Genomic DNA, 21,329 nt, shown 5'->3' on the forward strand with positions numbered 1-21,329 from the left:
CCCTGAGTCGGAGGGAAAATACTGCCCTGGTACGTTTGGCTGGCTTGCGAACCTCTCTATCATGAATGATGGAAAGGATTAGGGGAGGAATTATTCTATGGCAGATTTTGCAATACTTGCCGGAATTCATCAAGGTTTTTTTCTCATTTTGGTGTTCACTGCACTCATTCCTGGGCTGAAAGCCAAGGCGCTCATCTATCAGCCAACCAGACGGGCGCTGGCAAACAAGGCACGCTGGACGCAGTTTTTTGTCTGGCTGTTCATACTGGCCTTCGCCGGGCACCTGTTTGTCACCTGGGGGTATTTTCAATCGTTCGGTTGGCTTTTCCTAAAGGATAAAGCGATCGGCTTTCTGCCCCTGATCGTCGTCCCATTGCTCACGGTTGTCTGCATTTCGCTGCCCCGCTTGTGGCAGCTGGGAGCAAAGCCGGGCAAGTCCCAGGAGAAGCCGTCGTACATCGTGGATAATCCCGATCTGTCCCTGCTTTCGGAGAACGCCGCTACCTTGGAAATCGCAGGGCTGCTGGAACAAGACAACGCACAGCCGACTGAGTCTGAGCTGGTCGATGTGGATTTGCGAAAGAGCGCGTCGGCTCCTGAGCTGATCGTCCCGCTGCAAGCGACGGTCCTGGGGAGCGTGACGGCCTGCTTCCTGCAACTTTTCTTTCCCGCCGTTACTCTGGAGCCATCCATTCTCCTGTTCGCCTGGGGCGTACTTGTAGCAGGCACCTCTGCGCTTTGGATCATGCAATCCTGGCAGCAACAGCGCTGCTCCCGCTCTTCAGAATGGAAGCCGCCTGCGCCTCTTTTTCGGTTTTTGCGCGGGACGGCTGTTCTGTTGCTCCTGGCAACAGGAAGCTTTTTCTGGGGCAATCAGGCGCTTCTCGCCAGCAAATTGCCTGCGCAGTTCAAAATGACCGATCATACGAACATCGACACCGGACACGGCACGGGGCTGTTTGCCCGCGCGCAATCGGCCCAAGCCGGGCACGACCGCGCTGCTTCCGCCATCCAGGCGGTGAGTGTAGCAGAGTTGACCGGACCGCGCGAAGGTGAGGCGGATCGGCAATTTACGCTGACAGCCCAAAAAGCCACCGTGCGGCTGTCCTCCGGCAAAACGATGGAGGCGTGGACCTTTAACGGGCAATATCCGGGTCCGGAGCTGCGCATCAAGCAAGGCGAACTGGTTGAAGTCGTGCTGGAAAACAAAGATATTGCCGATGGCGTCACCATCCACTGGCACGGGCTGAACGTCCCCAATGCCGAAGACGGCGTGGCAGGAGCGACACAGGACGCCGTGCTCCCCGGCGAAACGCACGTCTATCGGTTTTATGCCAACCAAGCCGGAACGTTTTGGTATCATTCGCACCAGCAAGCGTCCGTCCAGGTGCGAAAAGGACTGTTTGGCACGCTGGTCGTCGAGCCTGCGGCAAGCACAGAAGGCGCGGAGTCCAGCATTCGCGATCTCACCGTCATTCACCATAAGCCAAAAGGCGAAGGAGCGACGATCAACGGAGCTGACACGCTTTTGATGCAAACCGTTTCGCCTGGCACACCTGTAAGACTTCGCTTTATCAACGCCGAAAATATGCCGATCACCTACCAGCTTTGCGGGACCCCGTTTCAGGTTGTCGCCATTGACGGGAACGATGTCAACGAGCCGAATCTGATCGCCAATCAGGCGTTGCAGTTGGGGGCTGGCGGCAGATACGACCTGTACTTTACCATGCCGGACCGTCCTGTGTTGTTCGCTTCGGCCGGGAAGGGGAAAACGGCGGAAAAAGGGCTGCTGCTCAGCCCGGACGGCAGCGGAGAGGTACCCGCCCTGCAGGAAGGGGTGCCGCTTTTCGATCCCGCCCGTTACGGCGCACCGATGACGCTGCCCTTTGATTTGCGCACGCCTTTTGATCGCGAATACGAGATGCTGTTTGACGTCGCCTTCGGGATGTTCGATGGCCGCTTTGAGGGCCTGTGGACCATCAACGGCAAGGTGTTTCCCGATACGCCGATGATGATGGTCGCAGAAGGCGATCTGGTGAAAGTAACCTTCGTCAACCGCAGCTTTATGGATCATCCCATGCACCTGCACGGCCATCATATGCTGGTGCTCACGCGCAACGGCAAGCCCGTAACAGGCAGTCCATGGTGGACGGACACCCTCAATGTAGCGCCGGGCGAAACGTATGAAGTGGCGTTTCGCGCAGACAATCCTGGTCTGTGGATGGATCATTGCCACAACCAGGATCACGCCTCGCTAGGCATGAGCATGCACCTTCTGTATGAAGGAGTAACCTCTCCTTACGAATTCGGTCATGCAACCCGCAATCATCTGGAATAAGCGTAGGAAAAGGGGCTGTCCAATAAGTCCCCAAAATAAAAAATGGGCGGAAAACCGAAAGGTTCCCGTCCATTTTTTTAGTTCCTTCGTTTCTTTATTGATGAAGGCAGTCAGGCGGATGCTCGCCACCTTCAGTAGATTGTGGGCTAAAGCCACAATCCCAAACTCTGTATGAACCTTATCCAACCCTCGCAAGGAAAATCGGCGGAACGACCGATTGCCCTTGATGTGACCGAACACGCTTTCGACTTCGACTTTACGCCGAAAATAGATAGCGGACTTCTCGTCATCCTCAAGGGCTCCTTTGGCTTTTGCTTTCAACTCTTCCCAGATCGTATTCCAGTGTACCTGGCGGTTTCCTTTTGCTTTCGTACAGGCTGACTTGAGTGGGCAATCCCTGCAATCCTCACATTCATAAATCTTGAAGCTCTGTTCCAGACCAGAATGTGTTTTTTTCGTTTGATATTTCTTAAATGGAACATTTCGGCCGTTAGGGCAAATGAATCGATCATCCAACTCTTCGTACGTCCAATTCGATGCATGTCGTATATCTTTTTGGTAACTTCTCGTTTTCTCTTTCATGTAGTTGCTATAGGGAATGAGAAAATCAAAACGCGGCTCTTTTTCTTCTCCAACTGCATACAAATAGTTTTCCTCACTGCCATAGCCCGCATCGGCAATGACCGTTTTTGGCATCGGTAAAGAAGACGCAGCCAGTCGTTCCATATGTGGAATGAAGCATCGCGTATCCGTTGGACGTTGATGAAGGCTGTAAGACAAAATAAACTGGTTTTCCGTGGCTATTTGCACGTTGTATCCCGGCTTTAACTGCCCATTTTTCATGTGGTCTTCCTTCATTCGCATAAACGTGGCATCCGGGTCTGTTTTGGAATAACTGTTGCGCTCACCGAAGATGACCTTTTGCTGTTCATACTTCGTCAGGCGGGGAAGAAAATCCTCACGGATTTGTTTTAGGGGTTGCTTCAGGGCACTACGCTCTTGGCGCAAGATTTTCCGTTCGGCACTCTCACTTGTGTTAGCGATTTGTTCCGTCAATTCTTCGACTTTTTCCTCCAATGCGGCGGCGGCTTCTTCGAGCTTGGCAGGGAGTTCCTCTGAATGGACAGCGACATACTCTCCAGCCTCTTGTCGGGTAAGGCTATGAATATGGGCAAGGGTCTCCTGGATCTTTTCCTTCAGCTTCTCTTCAAAGCGAAGTACGGACTTTTTCCATACAAAGGAATACTTGTTTGCATTGGCTTCGATCTTCGTGCCATCGAGAAAGTAGTTTTCCATCGTGATGTAATTGTCCGCAATCAGCTTTTGAATCATGGTTTCAAACAACTCGTCTATGAGAGCTTTCATGCGTACACCACGGAACTCGTTTATGGTCCGAAAGTCGGGCTGTTGCATCGCAGCCAGCCACATGGCAGGGATGTTCTCTTGCAACAGCTTTTCGATTCCACGGCAGGAATAGACTTTCTGCGAGTATCCGTAAAGAATGACTTTCAGCAGCATTTTCGGATGATAGGAGCTGCGACCGCCCCCTGTATAATGCGCGAACAACTGCTTGTCTGGAATGGCCTCGATCATCTCATCAATGACACGTGCCACATGATGGGGCGGGATATACAATTCCAAATCCAGAATCATTTGGATTTGCTTGTTGTCGTAAGATTTGAATGTAGGAGCAAGTTTTCGTTTGGCAATCCTATTCTTTTCTATATCCCCTAGAGGAAGTGAAAGTTCCGTGATATACTGTTCAGTAGTAGTCGTTCGATTACGCAAAAAAATCGCCCTTTCTGAGTTGGTAGTGTGGTAACTTCCATTCTACAGGATGTGGCGATTTTTTTGTGCCTAATTTTCACATTAATAAAAACGGGGCGTCCAGCAGTCAGGTTACACTGACTTTCTGGACAGCCCCTTTTCCATATTTTGCAGGATACAATGTGCTTACGGCTTGCTTCGCCGCTTCTTGGCAGCAAGGAGCCTGTTCAGCGTGTCGTCTGCGTCCTTACTCTCTGCACGAGCTTGCTGCTGTTTTCGCGCCGACGCTTCCGGCTTGTTTGCCGGCTCCTGCATAGCTGTCCGTACATGGGAGGCAGGCTTGGCCTTGCCCTCCTGCTCCTGCAAAGCGGCATCCGGCCGAGAGCGCGTCAGCCCAGCGCGTCTGTCGGAAAGCCTGTCAAGTACGGCTTGCTGTCCATTCGCCGATGCTGGGGCAGACTGCCTGCGCCACAGACTCGAAAGCCTGGCCCACCATTGATCCGGCAGCTGCAAACGGCGCACCGCCACGTCTACCGGCAACAGCAAGGCCGCAAGCATCATCAGCCATTCGCTGATCGGCTGCGTATCCCACTTCGCGGGAAGCTCGCCGCCAAACACTTCCTCCGGCTCGGCAATCTGCTTGCCGCCACCCGCGAGCAGCCATGTGCGCAGCTCTTTTTCCCCGTCCGGCGTCATGCCGTATTCAGGCGAGTACGAGACGGTCAGCCCCGTCGTTTGGCTCGCCAGTACCCGTCCTTGGGCCTTTTCCGAAATCTGGATCATGTACGTGCCCGGCTCTGCCGTCTCAAACTGGCCTTCCAGGACACCGGGCGCAACCGGCTTCAGCTTGACGACTTCGCGCTGCATGTTTTGATTGAGCACAACCGCCTCCAACTCTTGCGGCAGGCTTTCCCCGGCAGGCATCGTCACTTTGACAGTGCCCACCGCTCCGTCCATGCTTGTTTGCGTCTTCCACTTTCCTTCGGCAACCTGCGGAAACGTCCAGGCGACCACTTCGTTCCAGAGCCTTCCGTTGCCGATCCAGTCCGGCGCCCATTTGCCTTCGAGATCGCTCGTCCAGGCGACGGAACGGCCCAGCCCGTATTGCCAGCGGGTCAAAATCGGATCGTCATCCGCGCTCACAAGCGATGTCTCCGCCGTCTGTTTGGCGGTTGTCGCGACGTACGCCCGCAGCGGCGGCAGCGCGGTTTGCAGGCTTGGCCACATCCCGGATCCCGTCTTCTCGGGTATTTGCGGCTTTTCCACAATAAACGTGCGGCTGGCCAGCGCGGTTTCCTTGCTGAAAATTTTCGGAATCGACTCCGCGTCATTGGCGAAGTAGTAGCGGCCATTTCCGGCTTGCGCAATCATTTCCAGCAGCTGTGTGTCGGCATCATCGCCGACCGCGACCGTGGAAACCGTAATATTCTCGGCTGTCATTTGCTGCAAAAGCCCCTGGTAGTCATCCTGCATGCCAGACTGTCCATCTGTCAGCAAAATGACGTGCTTTCGCTGCGTGTTCATCGTTTTTACCCGTTCGTACGCCAACTGCAGCGCCGGGTAAATATCTGTTCCGCCATCGGCACTGATGCTGCCGATCTGCTGATGGATCGTCTCCTGCTTCGTGACGGCCTGGGGCGCAACCACTTCCCACGGGCTGCCGTCAAAGGCGATCACCCCGATGTAGTCTTGCGGATTCATCATCGTCGTGGCGCGGATCGCCGCTTCCTTCGCCAGCTCCATTTTGTCGGCACCCTTCGCGTCGACGCTCATGCTGCCCGATTTGTCGATCAAAAGCTCCAGCCCAAGCGAAGGCAGCTGTTCTTTGCCGCGCAAATCCATGTGCACGGGCAGCGCCTCCTCAATCGGCGTCTGGAACCAGCCGCCCATCCCGAAGCTGTCGCTGCCCCCTGTCATGATAAGGCCAATGCCCAGATCGCGCACAGCCGTCCGGATTCGCTCCATGTCGGCATCGCTTACCTCTGTGGCAGGCAAATCAGCCAAAACAATCGTCGCGTACTGCTTGTAGCCTTCCAGCTCCTTCGGCAGCATGGCTAGCTCTCGCAGCTCCACCCGCATGTTTCCGGCCTGCAGCGCCTGGACGAGATTGGTCGCTGCCCCCGGATGTCCCTCCACGACGAGGACGACCGGAGCGCCTGCCACCTGCGTGTAAGCAGTCGCCTGGTTGTTCGCCTGGACGGTATCGTGACGCGGCTCGATTTCGACGCGGTAGCGGTGAAAGCCTTGCTCCATCGCCTTTTGCGAAAAGACGAAGCGATTGTGCCCTTTATCAATCTGAACGGTTTGCTCGCCTGCCTGGCGATTGCCTTCGTACAACCTGAGCGTAGCTTCGGTGGCGAGTGTGCTGTCCACATCGACCGTGATCGCGTATTCCTCGCCAGCGTACAGCCGCTGCGGAACCTGCACGGAGGACAGCACGACCTCGTCTCCTTGCGGCTGTTGCAAAGAAACAGCCTCCACGCCGATTCCCCGCTCTGCAGCCAGTTTCGTTTGTCTGGCAGCGTCTCCGCTCGTCGCGATGCCATCTGTGAGCAGCACGACTTTGCCGCGGGCGTTGCTTTCAATCATGGCCGCAGCGAGCCGAATCCCTTCCGCCAGATTGGTCGCCTGGCGGTTTACTTCGACGCCGAGCGAGGCAAGCTCCGCGCGCGTCGTCAGCGGCTGATCGACCGCCGCTTCCGCTCCGACGGCCACGATGGCGTACTTGTCCTCCGGGCGCTTTTGCGCGATGGCCTCACGCAAAAAGGAGAGGACGCGCGGATCGTCCTTCATCGAGGCGGAACGGTCCACGACAAATACAACCGTTTTCGCCTGAACAGGCGTGAGCAGCTGTGTTCCTGCCAAAGCGAGAACGAGCAGCGCAAACAGGACAAGGCGGATCGTGGAAATGACGGCTTTGCGGCTTGCAGGCATCTGCTTTTGCTTCCGCCACCAGCTTGCCACGAGGTATGCCGCGGGCAGCAAAAGCAGCAGAAACAACGGCTGTGTAAAGTTAATACCCACGCTGGTACACCCTCCATTCCACCAGCAAAACAAGCAGGACGAGCGCCGCCAGCCAGTACGTCAGCTCCTGCGTACCTGTCGCGCTTGCCGCTTGCTTGTCTCCTTCGCTCTGTCCGGTCGAAACGCCGGAGACACTGAGCGCTTTTGGCGTAATATCCGACTCGGCGTCGCTGATTCGCACGGAAAAATACCGGCTCACTTGCCCCGTATCGAGCGTCTCGTCAATCCGGTACAGCCCAAGCTGCTCCGGCACTTGCATCGTCCAGACCGTACCTTCTGCCGTAATCGGCTGCTGCTGTCCGTCCGGGTAGGTCACTCGCCGCTCGGAAGCGCCCGGTGTAAGCGGAATGGACAATACATCTCCGGGATGGCTTGCGGCGATTGGCGTCGCCTGGGCAGGCGAGAGCCAGTTCACGACATTTTGCATGAAAATGGGAAAAGCGGGCCGCAGCGGAAAATCAGAATCGTGCAAATCGAAGGCAATGATCGCCACCCGTCTGCCGTCAACCACGCCTGTCCGGACCAGTTCCACGTCGCCTGCGCGAACCACTGTGCGCATCCCCGGCATCTCGCCCAGCACCTGTGCTTTGGCAATATGCACCTCGTGCCAGTCCACGTACTTGAGCAGCGGATCATCTGCCGACACCGCCTGCGGTCCCTGTTCCAGCTCTTTTTCTCCCAAAAGCGGCAGCCAGTCGGTTTTCCGGTCAGGTGCAATGACGAGAATGTTTCCCGGCGGCAGCTTGTCTGGCACTTCGCCATCAAACACCCACAGATCGCGTGCTTCCGCGTCCGGTTCCGGAGCTTTCTGGATGGTTTCCACCTCCATGCTGCCAACCGTCTGCATGACTTGATGCAAAAAGCGGTTGCCCGCCGGGGAATAGAGAACGGCTTTTCCTTTGCTTGTCGAAAAAGGCACGCTCCAGATCGTATTGTCTTCCAGCAGACTATCCTGCTCTGGCTCGATCACGGCGCGATAGGCTGGCGACTTCGGCAGCTTCCTGAACGAAAAAGTCTGGGAGCCGGACGCTTCGATTGCAAAAGAATCGGTGTCCAAAAGCTTGCCTTGGTCGTCAAAAACGGTCACGGTTCCCCGCGACGGTGCGCTGCCGTAGTTGTCAACGCGCAAAAGCGCCTCTACTCCCTCTTGTCCGGGCTGTGTCACGAAGGCTGCAATGCCCGCATTTTCCCGTGAGCGTCCCATCTGCATGAAGCGGAAGTTCGCCGACGAAGCGGGAAGTGCCTGCAAAGCAAGCTTGTGCTCCGCATGTCCGTCCCCGATCCAGATGACCCCGCTTCCCGGCTCGTTCGCGGCGATTGCTCCCGCCAGCGAAAGCGCAGACAACGGATCGGACGCCCCCAGATGGGCTGTCAGCTTCTCCAGCGCCGCCAAAAGCTCCTTATGGTCAGCGCTTCTGGACACCAGCACATTCGGCTCGCTGCCCGCAGCGATCAAGGTCATGGTCTGCCCGCTGCCGAGCTTTTCTACCAGCGCCTTGGCCTCAGATACAGCCCGCGCCAGCCTGGTCGCTTCGCCCTCTTTTGCCAGCATGCTTGCGGACGTATCCATGACGAGCACCGTATGATCGGCCGCAATCCCTTCTGTCGGCAGCGCGGGTCTGGTCAGCGCCAGCACCAGCAAGCAGGCCGCCAGAAGCTGCAAGATGAGAAGCAGGTTGCGCCGCAGCTTTTCCCAAGGGCGCACGGCTTCCCAGTTTTGCAAGGTGCGCTGCCAGAGCAGCGTACTCGGCACGACACGATCCTCTACTTTTCGTTTGAGCAGGTAGAGGACGATGATGGCCGGGATTATCAGCGCAAACCACAAGTTGCCCAAACCCATCCATTGCATAGTTGTCCCTCTCCCTCCTCTCTAGCGAATCATGCCCGCCTGTCGAAATACGTGAAAGACGATGGATTCCAATGATTGCTCCGCCTCAATCCCGGTAAAAGCGATTCCTCTTCCGTAGGCAAAAGCGGCCAGTTCCTGCCGATACTGCTGCAAGCTTTTCTGGTACTCGGCGAGCATAAGTCCCGTCATCGACACTTCTTTTGCCTGGCTCGTCTCCGCGTCAATCAGACGCAGCTCTCCCGTGTAATCCGGCTGCAGCTCTTCTTGGGACAGCACCTGCACCAGCGTCACTTCCTGCCGCGCAGCCTGCAAATAGGCCAGCCCATCCGCATAGCCTGCGGGAAACAAAAAGTCCGACAGCACGATGGAAATGCCCGCTTTGCCCCGCACGGCACCGGGTTGGCGAAGCGCGGCATGCAGATCACCCGCCCCGCCTTCCGGGACGGTTGATAAAAAGTGCAGCAGCCTGTGCGCCTGGCCTTTTCCCTGCAAGTCTCGCAAAGACGCGACAATGCGGCTGTCGAATGCGTAGACAGAGACGTGATCGAGCTGGCACAGCGACAGGTAGCCAAGGGCTGCGGCAATCTGGAGCGAGCGCGACAGCTTGCTCGGCTGTCCGTAGCCCATCGAGCGGCTGCAATCGATATACAGGCTCACGTGCAGTTCGGTTTCGTCCAGGTACTTTTTCAAAAACAGCTTCCCGGAACGCGCATACGCATTCCAATCCAGTTGCCGCAAATCGTCGCCCGGCACGTACGCCCGAAAATCGGCAAATTCCATCGAGCTGCCAAGTTGTCTCGCCCGTCTTTTCCCCGCGTAGCGGCCGCTGACAGCTTTTCGCGTCGCGAGCTGCAGCCGCTCCAGTCTGGCCAGCCACGACGGGTCAAGCAAGTGCTGACTCATGCTTTTTCCCTCGCCAGCGCGTTCAAAATGTCGCGGACGATCTGGTCAGCCCGCACGCCGCTCGCCTCGCCTTCAAAGTTGAGAAAAATCCGATGGCGCAAAGCCGGCAGCGCTACCGCCTCCACGTCTTCGTAGGCGAGATTGTAGCGTCCCGCCAAAAGCGCGCGCACTTTTGCCAAGGAGACAATCGCCTGCACGCCGCGCGGACCTGCCCCGTTTCTCACGTACTGGTTGACCGAGGCGATGGCCTGCTCCCCCGGATGGGTGGCCAGCAGCAGCTTGACGGCGTAATCGAGCACCGCATCTGCCACCAGAACTTCGCGGGCGGCCTGCTGAATGTAGGCGATCTGCTCGCCCGAAGCGACTTTTTCCACCTGCACAGACTGCCCGGTCGTCGTCCGGGTCACGATGGCCTTCAGCTCATCTGCGGTCGGGTACGGCACGTCGATTTTCAACAAAAAGCGGTCCATCTGTGCTTCCGGCAGCGGATAGGTACCTTCCTGCTCCAGCGGGTTTTGCGTCGCCAAAACAAAAAACGGCGAAGGCAGCGGACGGGTGACGCCCCCTGCCGAAACAGTGCGCTCCTGCATCGCCTCAAGCAGCGCGCTCTGCGTCTTGGGCGTGGCCCGGTTGATCTCGTCGGCGAGCACGACATGGGCGAAAATCGGCCCGTGCTGGAACTGGAACGACTGCTGTCCTGTCTCGTCTACCAAAAGAATGTTCGTCCCGGTAATATCGGTCGGCATCAGGTCAGGTGTAAACTGGATGCGCTGAAACGAAAGCTCGAAGGCTTGGGACAATGTTTTCACCAGCAGCGTTTTCCCCAGTCCGGGCACGCCCTCCAACAGCGCATGCCCGCCTGCGAACACCGCCCACAATAGCTGCTCGACGACGTCCTTTTGTCCCACCAATACTTTTCCGATTTCCTGCCTGACCAGCTCTACCCGCTCCAGACAATCCTCGATTGTTTGCTGTGCCACAGCCGCGTCCTCCCCTTCCTATGGCTCGATTTTGCTGAAATAGTCTTTGACGATATCCTGATAATCGCCCGGAATACTTCCCTTTTCCATGCTTTCGCGGGCGAATTGCTCGTACTGGCCGTACACTTCCTCGTACGGCAGCGTTCCTCCCGCGGTTACTTGCGTGTTGCCGCTTTGCTGCGACTGGGATGGTCCCGCGCCGAGCGGGCCTCCTACTGTTTCGGCTGGTCCGTTGTCTGTGCCGATGCGACCGGACGGGACAGTGACAAGCTCGTGTTTTCCTTCGGCGAGTCCTGCGCCCGAGCCCTGATTGCCTCCGTTGGCGCCTCCCGTGCCGCTCGTCCCTTTGCCTGTGCCATTCGTCGAGCCGTTTCCTTGCCCGGCACCTGTGCTGCCGTTTGCAGGCGGGGTCTGCTGGTTCCCCGCCGGATTCGGATTCGCGTTTGCTGTTGTGCCCGTACCTGACGCTGCCGGGCTGCCGCTAGGTGTCGTGGCAGCAGGCACGGCCTGTCCTGCCCCAGGCGTAGTGCTCCCCGCTCCGTTATTGCCGAAAGCTCCGGCACTCGCCAGCGTCATCTGCGACTGATGGAGCGAGGCTGCCGCCTGGGCAAGCGCGAGCATCGCCTGCTGTGACTGCTGCGCTTCTGCCAATGCTTGCAGCATGCTCGCTTGCAGTGCAGCCAGCGCTTGCGGATCTTGTCCGGCGGCAATCTCCCGGGCAGCCTGTGCCAATTGGTCGGCGGCCTTTTTCAGTTCCTCTGCGTTTGCTGCTGCCGCATCTTTTTTTAACTGCTCTGCCGCTTTTTCCAGTTCACGGGCAAGCTCAGTCCGCTCCTTTTCCGGCATCTTCTCCATCGCTTTTGCCATCTGCGCAAGCGCCGCCGTCAACGCTTCGCGGTCGCTTTTTGCCAGTGCATCCGCAAGCGATTTGGTCGATTGCTGGCTGCCCAGAGCGCGCTGCAAGCTGTGCAAAGACGCCGCTTTGTTCTGTGCGGCTGCCCGCAGCTTTTCCAGCTGTTTTTCCGCTGCCCGCAGCGCATTGAGCCGCTCGGCGGGATCCGTTGCTTTTGCCATAGCCTTTTTCGCCTGCTCCAGCATTTCCTCAAGCTGCTTCTTCTGTGCTTCGCTCAAGCCTTTGGTCGCTTTTGTCTCCTGCTTGATTTCCTCGATTTCTTTTTCCGCCTGGGCAATCGCCTGTTTTTCCAGCGCCATCTGGGCGAGTCGCCCGTCCTGCGGATTCGGCCAAATCATCAAGAGCAGGCTCACCAACAGCAAGCCACCCGCAGCGTACAGCTTTTTTGGCAAACCACTCCAGATGTGAATGCTCTCGATAATGCGCGGCAAGTTTTGGCGCAAATGCCGCAGGGCGTCTTCCCGTTGCATGACAGCGACGGACGACGTGCTGTCACGATGCTCCCACGCCGTCTCGACCCGCTGGGCCAGGCCGTTTCCATCCGCCACCTGCGCACTTTGCAAAAGCGTCGCTTTTTTGCGGAGCGCAACCAGTCCGCCAAGAAGTAGGGCCAACGGAATCAGCGCGGCCGCAAGCCAGGAGTAGTAAGGGATCGGCCACAAACGGGCAGCGAGGAGAAGCAGTGCGCTCCCCCCCGCTCCCCACAAGCCGTACTGTGTTAGCTGTTGAAGCAGCACCTGTTTTTGCAGTTGTCTGCGCACAGGCTCAAGCAGTGACCTCAGTTCGTTGTCTGCTTTTGGCGTAAACATGGTTTACTGCTCCTCTGCTGCCGTTTTGCGCAGCCTGCCCCGCACAGGCTGGATGAAGTAAATCGCCAGCAGCAGGCACACGACCGTCAGCGCCCCGTAGATGATGCAGTAAAACCAGAACGGATCAATGTTTGCCCAGAGGCTTTGTCTGTTGACGAGGCCTCGCAAGCTCCCGTATGGCCCCTCGCCAAAAATGTTCAGCATGGCAAGCACCGGATTGAGGCTGTGCAAAAGATCAGGCCAGATCGGCATGGGCGAAGAAGCGACCTGGTTCAGCCGATTCTGATAGCGAATAAACTCGCGAATGATTTCCGCCAGCACACTGCTCCCGATGGCAATTCCGAACGCCAGCGCATAGGTAACGACCGTGGCAATTCCCGTGCGCTTGATGAGCGTCGACATGAGCACGCCGATGCTGCCCGCAGCAAACATCGTCACCACATAAAAGCCGAATACCTTGATGAGTTGAATCGGCGAAACCCCCCCGTACAAAAACACGATGGCGTACAGCGGAATCGTGGCAAAGACAAGAAAGGTCATGAAGCTGAGCGAGGCCAGCCATTTTCCCAAAATCAACCGCGTGGCGCTCACATTTGTCGTCAACAGGATGCTCAGCGTCTGCCGCTCACGCTCTCCCGAGATCACACCCGCCGTCAGCCCCGGAACGACGAAGCCGATCATGCCAAGCTGCATCATCGACAGCAGCATGAACAGCTCCCGCGTCTCGCCAGGGTTGTAGTAGCTGCCGCCGTTGGTCATGAAAAAGACCGCGAGCAGCGTCATGCTTCCCATCACCAGCAGGTAAAAGAGAATGAGCCACGGCGAGCGGTTTGACCGCATCCGCATTTTCCACTCGTTGAACAGGACAGGGTTGCGCAATCGTCGCAAAACGTTCATGAGCCTACCCCTTTCGTAATTTCCAAAAAGATGTCTTCCAGATCGCCAACCGTCTCATTGAAGGCAGCTACCGGAAAGCCTGCAACCGCAAGCTCCCGCAACAGCTCCACCTGCTGCTCGTCGTGTCCCGAAAAGTTGGCGACAACCCAGCTGCCCTCCCGCGTCACACTCGTAATCACAGGCATTTCGCGCAGTCGGGTCATCGCTTCCTCGATCCGTCCGGTCAGACGGATGCGCAGCACTCGCTGCTCCTGCATTTTGGCATAAATCTCATCCACCCGGCCATACGCCACCAGGTTGCCTTCCTCAATCACTCCGATGACGTCGCACATCTCGGCCAGCTCCGGCAAAATATGCGAGCTGATGATGATCGTCTTGCCCATGTCGCGCAGTTCTTTCAAAATCTCCCGCAGCTCAATCCGCGCCCGCGGGTCCAATCCGGAGGCAGGCTCATCCAAAATCAGCACCTCCGGGTTGTGCACAAGCGACCGGGCGAGTCCGAGCCGCTGCTTCATCCCCCGCGACAAAGAATCGACGTAAGCATCCCGCTTGTGGCTGAGATTGACCAGATCGAGCAGCTGGGGAATGATCTGCTTTCGCTGTGCGGACGGAATATCGTAGTTCGCCCCGTAAAAATCAAGGTACTCCTCTGCCGTCAAATTGTCGTAGACGCCAAAAAAGTCCGGCATGTAGCCGATCAGCTTGCGCACTTCCTTCGGGTGGCTCGTCACCTCGTAGCCGCCTACGTACGCTTTGCCGCTCGTCGGGGCAAGCAAGGTAGCCAAAATGGACATCGTTGTCGATTTTCCCGCCCCGTTCGGACCGACGAAGCCGAACACCGTGCCTTTTTCAATATCCATCGTCAGGCCCTTCAACGCCTGCATTTTCCCGTAGCTCTTGCACAAATTGCGAATTTGAATCACAGTTGGCTCACCTTCCCTTCCACGCTGACGTTCGGAATCCCGATATGGCGCATCTCAGGCAGTTGATGGGAAAACTTGATCCGCAGCATGCCGTCGGCCGATACATAGTGGGCGGCCTTGTCGCCTGTCATCACATTGTTGTTGAACGCTTTTTCATACGGCTCATACGTCTTTGTCTGCCAGTTGTACACTTCCTTGGCAAACGACGTACCGTCATCGGACCAGGTGTACAGGTACACATTGGCAATTTCCAGTTTTTTGCCTTCCTGGCTCAGATTGATGTCAAACGTGATGTCTCCTGCCGTCAAGAAGTAGCCGTCGCCCCCCTCATCTACAGGAACAGAGCTGCCCACCATCGTGACATCAAACGTCCCGGTCGGATAGTACACATGCCCGTCCTTGGACGGCTGAACCTTCAATCCCGAAGTGACCAGGGCGATACTGTTTGTCTTGACGTCTTCACTTTGCACGGCGGCATCGACAACCGGCTGATCGGTCCAGCCTACGATCCGCACGATTTCCGACTGATTGCTTGTGCGTCCAGTCACTTCCAGCATTTCGATCATAATCTGCTCTCGCACCTGCTCGTCTTGGAGAGAGCGCAGATGCGCAGGCAGCGCCTGCATGGCATACGACTGTCGACTCCCGTATCTTGCCTGTGCGGACGGCTGGAAGGGCAAATTGACCTCTACAGTTGCACCCGGAGCCAGCTCCGGAATTTCCTGCATCTGCCTTCCGGAGAAAATCGTCACATCGCGCAGGGCGAACCTGGTCTTGTTCGTAACGGTTCCTTTCAACGCGCCTTCCGTATAGGACAGGTTCGATTCGAAGCTGCCCGCGTCAAAAATCGTATGCTCTGTCGCCACCTTGCGCGTCGACCAGAACTCTACGTCGCGAAACTCCACTTCGGTTTGGTCGGCTTGCATGGAGGCCCATATTTTCGGGATCTGGTCCCCCCGCTCTTGCTCCCGCAGCGGCCGGGCTTGGCCTTGCCCTTTTACGATCAGACGGTAATCGCCATTGTTGGGGACAAAAAACGAGGTCACGCCGTTTACCTTTGCTTGTCCGTCATTTTGCAGTTGGACGAAGCTCGTCTGATGAACCAGCACGCCTGCGCCGCGCTGCATGGCACCAAAGGAAAAAATCCCGATTCCCGTAATGATCGACAGTGACGGTACGATGACCCACATGTAGCTTTGCTTGCGCCATGCCCGCAAAATGAAAAACAGGATCGGTCCGGCGATCAGGGCGTACACGACAAAAAACAGCACAAACCAGCTTACATCGGGAATTTTCAGGGCAGGATTCATGGCAGCTGCTTCCTGCAGCGGCCAGATGCGATCAATCGTTGAACGTTTGGAGTCGAAAAGCGAGGAACCGAACGCTTTGTGCAAAAGGTCTGACCAGAATCGGCCATTCCCCGCCCAGCTTGCGACAGGCTCTTCTGCCAGGTCGTAGGCGACGTACAGCACCTTGCCTTCCCCGACGCTGTGGACGGCAAACAGTGGAATCGCCCCTTCGCTGTACAGCACTTTGCCTGCCTTTACCGTACCGCTGCTGACAGTAAACGGAGCCGTCAAGCTGATCGGATTCGTTTTCTCCGCCTTCATGCTGGCCAGCGTCTTCACGCTCGTCACCTGATTCACTTCGACTGGAGACAGGTCGGCCAGCGCCCCGGCTGTTTTCCGGTAATGGGCACCGCCTGCCAGAACGAGTTTGCCGCCCGCTTTTGTCCAGTCGCGTATCGCCTGAATCTGCTGTTCATTCAGGGAATCCAGGGCGAAATTGTTCAGCACCAGCATGTTGAGCATTTGCAGTTGCACACCGGATGTCGGGATATGCTCCGGCTTCATCGCCACTGTTTTGACGTCGTCGGGAAAAGAATCCTTGGGCAGCGTCCCCAAAAAATTGGCCGTGTCTGCGTTTTGCGCGAGCACCCCGATCATCAGCGTGTGGTTGCTGTACGGTTTGCCGCCCAAGGGGGCTTGCGCCACGATATTGTCTTTTTCCATGAGTGCCACGTATGTACTGCCGGTAATCTCCGAGCCTGGGACCATAATCGTCACCTGCTTGGTCGTTCCCCTGGCTATCGACACAGGCTGGTAATAGGCGACAGAAAACTGATTCGCCCCCCGTACTCCTGTCGCCACCATCAGGTTGCCTTCCACATCGGCGCCCCCGTTTGTGACAGTCACCGCGACTGGCACCAGCCCCTCTTCCCGGTACACTCCGTCGATTCCTGCGCTTACGGCCAGCTGGATCGCACCTTCTGCCAGGGAGATTGCCGGGTGCGCTTGTCCCCACACCAGCAGCAGGAGGAACGCACACGCGGATAGCAGCCATCGCTTGCACTTCGTCGTTTTCATTCGCTCAATACCTCCATAGTCAATTCGTTTGCAGTTCATTCGACTTTTTCATACACTTATAGACGTTTTTGACAATCAAAAAGCTACAGTTTGTTCGAAAAAAAGGATTGGCGCGGTGCAGATCAACAGACAGCAAAATGAAGAAACCACCTCACGTTATGCGAGGTGGCATCGGCAAACGCCCTCTTTTTTTGTATCAAACGATCAAGAGATTACCAATGACGGCGTCCACAGCATTGCGGCGGACAATGCCGACAGTGATCGGGGCATCTCCGTCTTTGCCGCCAGTCCTGCCCTCTGCCGCGATCCCTGCCTGGCGGGCGTTGACCGTCCCGCTGCCAAGGATAATAGGAAGAGTGTCCATAGGCAGAAGAAGAGTACGATGACGTCCAGTTTGAGCTTGGATAGTACATGCTGTCGCCTTCTTTCCTCTTGATTTTTGATGACTCTATGTATATATGCAGGGGCGTATTTCCCCGCATGGACGATGATCTTGCCCGCCTGAAAATCAGGTGTCTACCCATCGTTTCCTGCCTGTTAAAAAGCGGAAAGCCGGAGCATCCCTTCATGGAATGTCCGGCTTTTGCTGTTGTTCGTCCCGGTTTCCCTATGATTTTGCCCACAGTTCCCTGCGCGAGGTAGTGACAGAAGTCGCACCTGCCTGCAGAGCCCGCTCCACGTCTTCCTTCGTACGGATGAAGCCGCCCGCAATGACCGGAATCTTCGTCCGCTCGGTAATCTCCTCGATCAGATGCGGAATAATACCCGGCAGCACCTCGACGTAGTCCGGTTTAGTCCGTTCCAGTTGCGTCAGGCTGCTGTCCAGCGCCATCGTATCGATGAGAAAAAGACGTTGGATGGAAATCAGCCCTTTTTTCTTCGCGGCCAAGATCACACTGTTTCTCGTCGTGATGATTCCGTCAGGCTTTACTTCCTGTGCGAGAAATTCCATCGCGTACTCATCCGACTTCAAGCCGTCGATGAGATCAGCGTGAATCAGCAGTTTTTTCCCAAACGCCCGCGCTCGTTTTCCCAGCGGTTTCACTTGGGCGATATGGGCATTCAGCAAAATAATGCGCTCGTAGCACGACTCCATCAGTTCATCAAATTCCTTCAGTGTTCGCGCAGCCGGAAGAATAGGCTGATTAATCTGGTTGGCCAATCAGGACTCACCCCTATAGAAATGTTTTGGCAAGATGGTATTCCTCGGCAAAAGCTTTCCATTCACGGTCTTTGCGCTCATTATCCCAATGCAGCTCTTTGGCAAGCTCATTAATCACCTGCGGATACACGGCTTCCAGCGAGTCTCGTTCAAAAAACAGTCTGCCGGTGCGGCGAATCAAAAAGTCGCTCGCGGTCATGACCATTTCTTCATCCAATGTGTAATGCAGCTCCGCCAAAAGCAGCGCCTCTGCCGCCGTCTTCGTCCGGTCTTGCTCCATATATTCCAGACACATCGTTACTATCTTTTCGCTATTGCTGCCAAACTTTCCTACAAGCACGCGAATTTGTTCCTCGGAAATGCCCGCTGCGCTCAGCCGCTCCGCCTGCTTTTTCACATAGGCAGGGATCATGCTCGCAGAGGCGAAGTTGCCGCCGGCAAGCACGATCTTGTCTGTCTGGCAAGGCGAAAACGATCTGCCTTCTTCTTCTGTCAGTTGTTTGACCACGACGTCGACGATGCGCTCTGCCATCTTGCGGAAGCCTGTCAGTTTGCCGCCCGCAATCGTAATCAGTCCGCTTTTCGAGTAAAAAATCTCATCCTTGCGCGACAGTTCGGACGGGGATTTGCCGTCCTCGTGAATGAGCGGCCTGAGTCCTGCCCAGCTTGAGCTGACATCCTGTTCGGTCAGCTTTGCTGTCGGGAACATTTCGTTGGCGGCCCGCAGCACGTATTCCATATCTTCGCGCGTCACGGTCGGACGCTCCAGCACACCGTGGTAGTTCGTGTCGGTCGTGCCGATATACGTGCTGTTATTTCGCGGAATCGCAAACAGCATGCGCCCGTCGGATACGTCGAAGTACACAGACTGCTTGAGCGGCAGGCGGTTGTACGGAACGACCAGGTGGACGCCTTTTGTCAAATGGAGTCTTTTGCCGTACAGCGACTTGTCTTTTTCCCTGAGCTGATCGACCCAAGGACCTGCGGCGTTGACGATTTTTTTGGCGTGCATGGCGTACTCGGTGCCTGTGAGCAAGTCTTTCGCGCGAATCCCTGTCACTTTGCCGTTTTCATACAAAAACTCCGTCGCCTCGGTGTAGTTCACGCACAAGGCGCCGTGCGCGCGGGCTGTCTTCATCACTTCGATGGTCAGGCGTGCATCGTCCGTCCGGTATTCGAAGTAGAGGCCGCCCCCCTTCAAAATATCCGTGCGCAATAGCGGCTCTGCCTCCATCGTCTGCTTTTTGTTCAGCATGATGCGGCGTTCCTTGCGCTCGACTCCGGCCAGCACGTCGTAAATGTACAACCCGATGGAGGTAGCGAGCTTGCCGTACGTGCCTTTTTCCACAATCGGCAAAATCATTTTTTCCGGAATGACAATATGCGGAGCGTTGCGGTACAAAATCGCCCGCTCCCTGCCGACTTCCCGCACGAGCTGCACGTCGCCCTGCTTCAAATAGCGCAGGCCACCGTGGACGAGCTTCGTCGAGCGGCTGCTCGTGCCTGCGGCGAAGTCCTGCTTTTCCACCAGCCCTACGCTCAAACCGCGCGAAGCAGCGTCCAGCGCGATGCCCGCTCCTGTCACACCGCCGCCGATAATCAAAAGATCGAAGCGCTTGCCCGCCATTTCTTCCAAACATGCCTGACGTTTTCTTGCTGACAATGTTGGTTGATCGTTCATCGTTGTGTTCATCCTTTCTTTTCTTTAAAGAAAAAACAAAAAACAGCCAATATCCAAAAGAAGCAACGAAAAATTGTCCATTGCCCTTTTGATACTGGCTGTCTCCACGGTCTCCACAGCAATTTATTAACTTATCTTTACTCTATTCCTATTTGCCGCAAAAATCAATGCCTAATCTTGTAACCCATCGTCGCCTGTACGGCCTGCTTCCAGCCTTCGTACAGCTCCTCGCGTTTTTGTTCCGGCATATTCGGCACAAACGAGCGCTCCACCACTTTGTTGTGGACGATGTCTTCCTTGCTGTTCCAGTAGCCGACCGCAAGCCCTGCGAGGTAGGCAGCTCCGAGCGCGGTCGTTTCATTGACGCGCGGACGCTCCACCTCTGTCGCCAGGATGTCGGACTGGAACTGCATCAGGAAGTTGTTGGCTACCGCTCCGCCGTCTACAGCCAGCTTTTGCAGCTTAATGCCGGAATCGGCCTCCATCGCCTCCAGCACGTCGCGCGTCTGGTACGCGAGCGATTCCAGCGCCGCCCGAATCAGATGGTCCTCTGTCGTGCCGCGAGTCAGGCCGAAAATCGCGCCGCGCGCCTCCATGTCCCAATACGGTGCGCCCAGCCCGACAAACGCCGGAACCATGTAAACGCCGTCTGTGCTGTCAACAGCCAGCGCATGCTTTTCCGAATCGGACGACTTCTCAATCAGCTTCAAGCCGTCGCGCAGCCATTGAATCGCCGCTCCTGCCACGAAAATGCTGCCTTCCAGCGCGTACTCCACCTTGCCGTCTACGCCCCAGGCAATCGTGGTCAGCAATCCGTTTTTCGAGGCCACTGCTTTTTCCCCTGTGTTCATCAGCATGAAGCATCCGGTTCCGTACGTGTTCTTCGCCGTACCCTCTGTGAAGCACGCCTGACCGAACAAAGCCGCCTGCTGGTCTCCGGCGATACCGGCAATCGGAATTTGCACCTGGAACAATTTTTCGTCCGTATATCCGTACAGCTCGCTGGATGGGCAGACGCGCGGCAGCATGCTTTTCGGAACTTGCAGCATGGACAACAATTCCTCGTCCCACTCCAACGTGTGGATGTTGAACAGCAACGTGCGCGAAGCATTGGAATAGTCTGTCACATGGACGCGGCCATTTGTCAGCTTCCAGATCAGCCACGTGTCAATCGTTCCGAACAGCAGGTCGCCTCGCTCCGCTTTTTCCCGTGCGCCTTCTACGTGGTCGAGCATCCATTTGACCTTCGTCCCAGAAAAATAGGCGTCGATCAAAAGACCTGTTTTCTCGCGGACGGTCTGTTCATAGCCTTGCTCTTTCAACTGGTTGCAAATGTCAATGGTCTGTCTGCTCTGCCAAACGATTGCATTGTAGATCGGCTTTCCGGTGTGGCGATCCCAGACAACGGTCGTCTCGCGCTGGTTGGTGATGCCAATACCCGCGATTTGCTCCGGCTTCACGTGGTTTTCCAGCAAAACCGCTTTCAGCACTTCCAGTTGGGACTCCCAAATTTCCTCGGCGTTGTGCTCTACCCAGCCTGGCTTGGGGTAAATTTGCGTAAATTCTTTTTGGGCCACCCCGATGATCGCGCCGGATTTATCGAATAAAATCGCACGGGAGCTTGTCGTTCCCTGGTCGAGCGAGAGCATGTATTTGTTGTCCATAGCGGCTGTTCCTCCTTATAATAGAAACATTGGATCTGATCTTTTTACTTGCG

The 21,329-nt window shown here is 56.3% G+C and carries 14 protein-coding genes; 1 reads left to right on the plus strand and 13 read right to left on the minus strand.

Features of this window, described 5'->3' with window-relative positions; genetic code table 11:
* Positions 1 to 97 precede the first annotated feature (97 nt).
* Positions 98 to 2,338, plus strand: coding sequence for a multicopper oxidase family protein (locus tag AAFJ72_RS18655; RefSeq protein WP_432775206.1), 2,241 nt, complete (start codon positions 98 to 100; stop codon positions 2,336 to 2,338).
* On the opposite strand, the gene AAFJ72_RS18660 is transcribed toward AAFJ72_RS18655, so the two are convergent.
* The 13 genes from AAFJ72_RS18660 to glpK form a co-directional block, all read right to left on the minus strand.
* A complete protein-coding gene (locus AAFJ72_RS18660; protein ID WP_432775207.1) occupies positions 2,255 to 4,126 on the minus strand; it encodes an IS1182 family transposase in 1,872 nt (623 codons plus the stop codon). The two genes, AAFJ72_RS18655 and AAFJ72_RS18660, sit on opposite strands and share 84 nt — an antisense overlap.
* A gap of 165 nt (positions 4,127 to 4,291) precedes the next feature.
* Positions 4,292 to 7,129: a VWA domain-containing protein gene (locus AAFJ72_RS18665; protein ID WP_432775208.1), complete on the minus strand. Its 2,838-nt coding sequence runs from the start codon at positions 7,127 to 7,129 to the stop codon at positions 4,292 to 4,294.
* Positions 7,119 to 8,978 (minus strand): vWA domain-containing protein, encoded by a 1,860-nt coding sequence (locus tag AAFJ72_RS18670; protein WP_432775209.1) that lies wholly within the window; start codon positions 8,976 to 8,978, stop codon positions 7,119 to 7,121. Before AAFJ72_RS18670 ends, AAFJ72_RS18665 begins: the two co-directional genes overlap by 11 nt.
* A gap of 21 nt (positions 8,979 to 8,999) precedes the next feature.
* Entirely contained in the window at positions 9,000 to 9,881 is an 882-nt protein-coding gene (locus tag AAFJ72_RS18675; protein ID WP_432775210.1) for a DUF58 domain-containing protein, read from the minus strand.
* Positions 9,878 to 10,861: an AAA family ATPase gene (locus AAFJ72_RS18680; RefSeq protein ID WP_432775212.1), complete on the minus strand. Its 984-nt coding sequence runs from the start codon at positions 10,859 to 10,861 to the stop codon at positions 9,878 to 9,880. The genes AAFJ72_RS18675 and AAFJ72_RS18680 overlap by 4 nt, the downstream gene beginning before the upstream one ends.
* An 18-nt stretch (positions 10,862 to 10,879) precedes the next feature.
* Positions 10,880 to 12,583, minus strand: a complete 1,704-nt coding sequence (locus tag AAFJ72_RS18685) for a hypothetical protein (protein ID WP_432775213.1) — start codon at positions 12,581 to 12,583, stop codon at positions 10,880 to 10,882.
* A 3-nt stretch (positions 12,584 to 12,586) separates the two neighbouring features.
* On the minus strand, positions 12,587 to 13,480 hold the full coding sequence (locus AAFJ72_RS18690) for an ABC transporter permease (RefSeq protein WP_432775215.1): 894 nt from the start codon (positions 13,478 to 13,480) through the stop codon (positions 12,587 to 12,589).
* A complete protein-coding gene (locus AAFJ72_RS18695) occupies positions 13,477 to 14,403 on the minus strand; it encodes an ATP-binding cassette domain-containing protein (protein ID WP_432775217.1) in 927 nt (308 codons plus the stop codon). The genes AAFJ72_RS18690 and AAFJ72_RS18695 overlap by 4 nt, the downstream gene beginning before the upstream one ends.
* Complete coding sequence (locus AAFJ72_RS18700) at positions 14,400 to 16,769, minus strand: DUF7408 domain-containing protein (protein WP_432775219.1); 2,370 nt, start codon at positions 16,767 to 16,769, stop codon at positions 14,400 to 14,402. Before AAFJ72_RS18700 ends, AAFJ72_RS18695 begins: the two co-directional genes overlap by 4 nt.
* A 196-nt stretch (positions 16,770 to 16,965) precedes the next feature.
* Positions 16,966 to 17,133: a hypothetical protein gene (locus tag AAFJ72_RS18705; RefSeq protein ID WP_429776776.1), complete on the minus strand. Its 168-nt coding sequence runs from the start codon at positions 17,131 to 17,133 to the stop codon at positions 16,966 to 16,968.
* Between the two features lie 243 nt (positions 17,134 to 17,376).
* Entirely contained in the window at positions 17,377 to 17,931 is a 555-nt protein-coding gene (locus AAFJ72_RS18710) for a glycerol-3-phosphate responsive antiterminator (protein WP_432775222.1), read from the minus strand.
* Positions 17,932 to 17,944: 13 nt separating this feature from the next.
* Complete coding sequence (locus AAFJ72_RS18715) at positions 17,945 to 19,612, minus strand: FAD-dependent oxidoreductase (RefSeq protein ID WP_432775224.1); 1,668 nt, start codon at positions 19,610 to 19,612, stop codon at positions 17,945 to 17,947.
* 164 nt (positions 19,613 to 19,776) lie between these two features.
* Positions 19,777 to 21,276 (minus strand): glycerol kinase GlpK, encoded by a 1,500-nt coding sequence (gene glpK, locus AAFJ72_RS18720; RefSeq protein WP_122905667.1) that lies wholly within the window; start codon positions 21,274 to 21,276, stop codon positions 19,777 to 19,779.
* Between the last annotated feature and the right edge of the window lie 53 nt (positions 21,277 to 21,329).

Origin of the sequence: Brevibacillus gelatini, assembly GCF_050920745.1 — a bacterium.
Lineage (GTDB): Bacteria > Bacillota > Bacilli > Brevibacillales > Brevibacillaceae > Brevibacillus > Brevibacillus gelatini.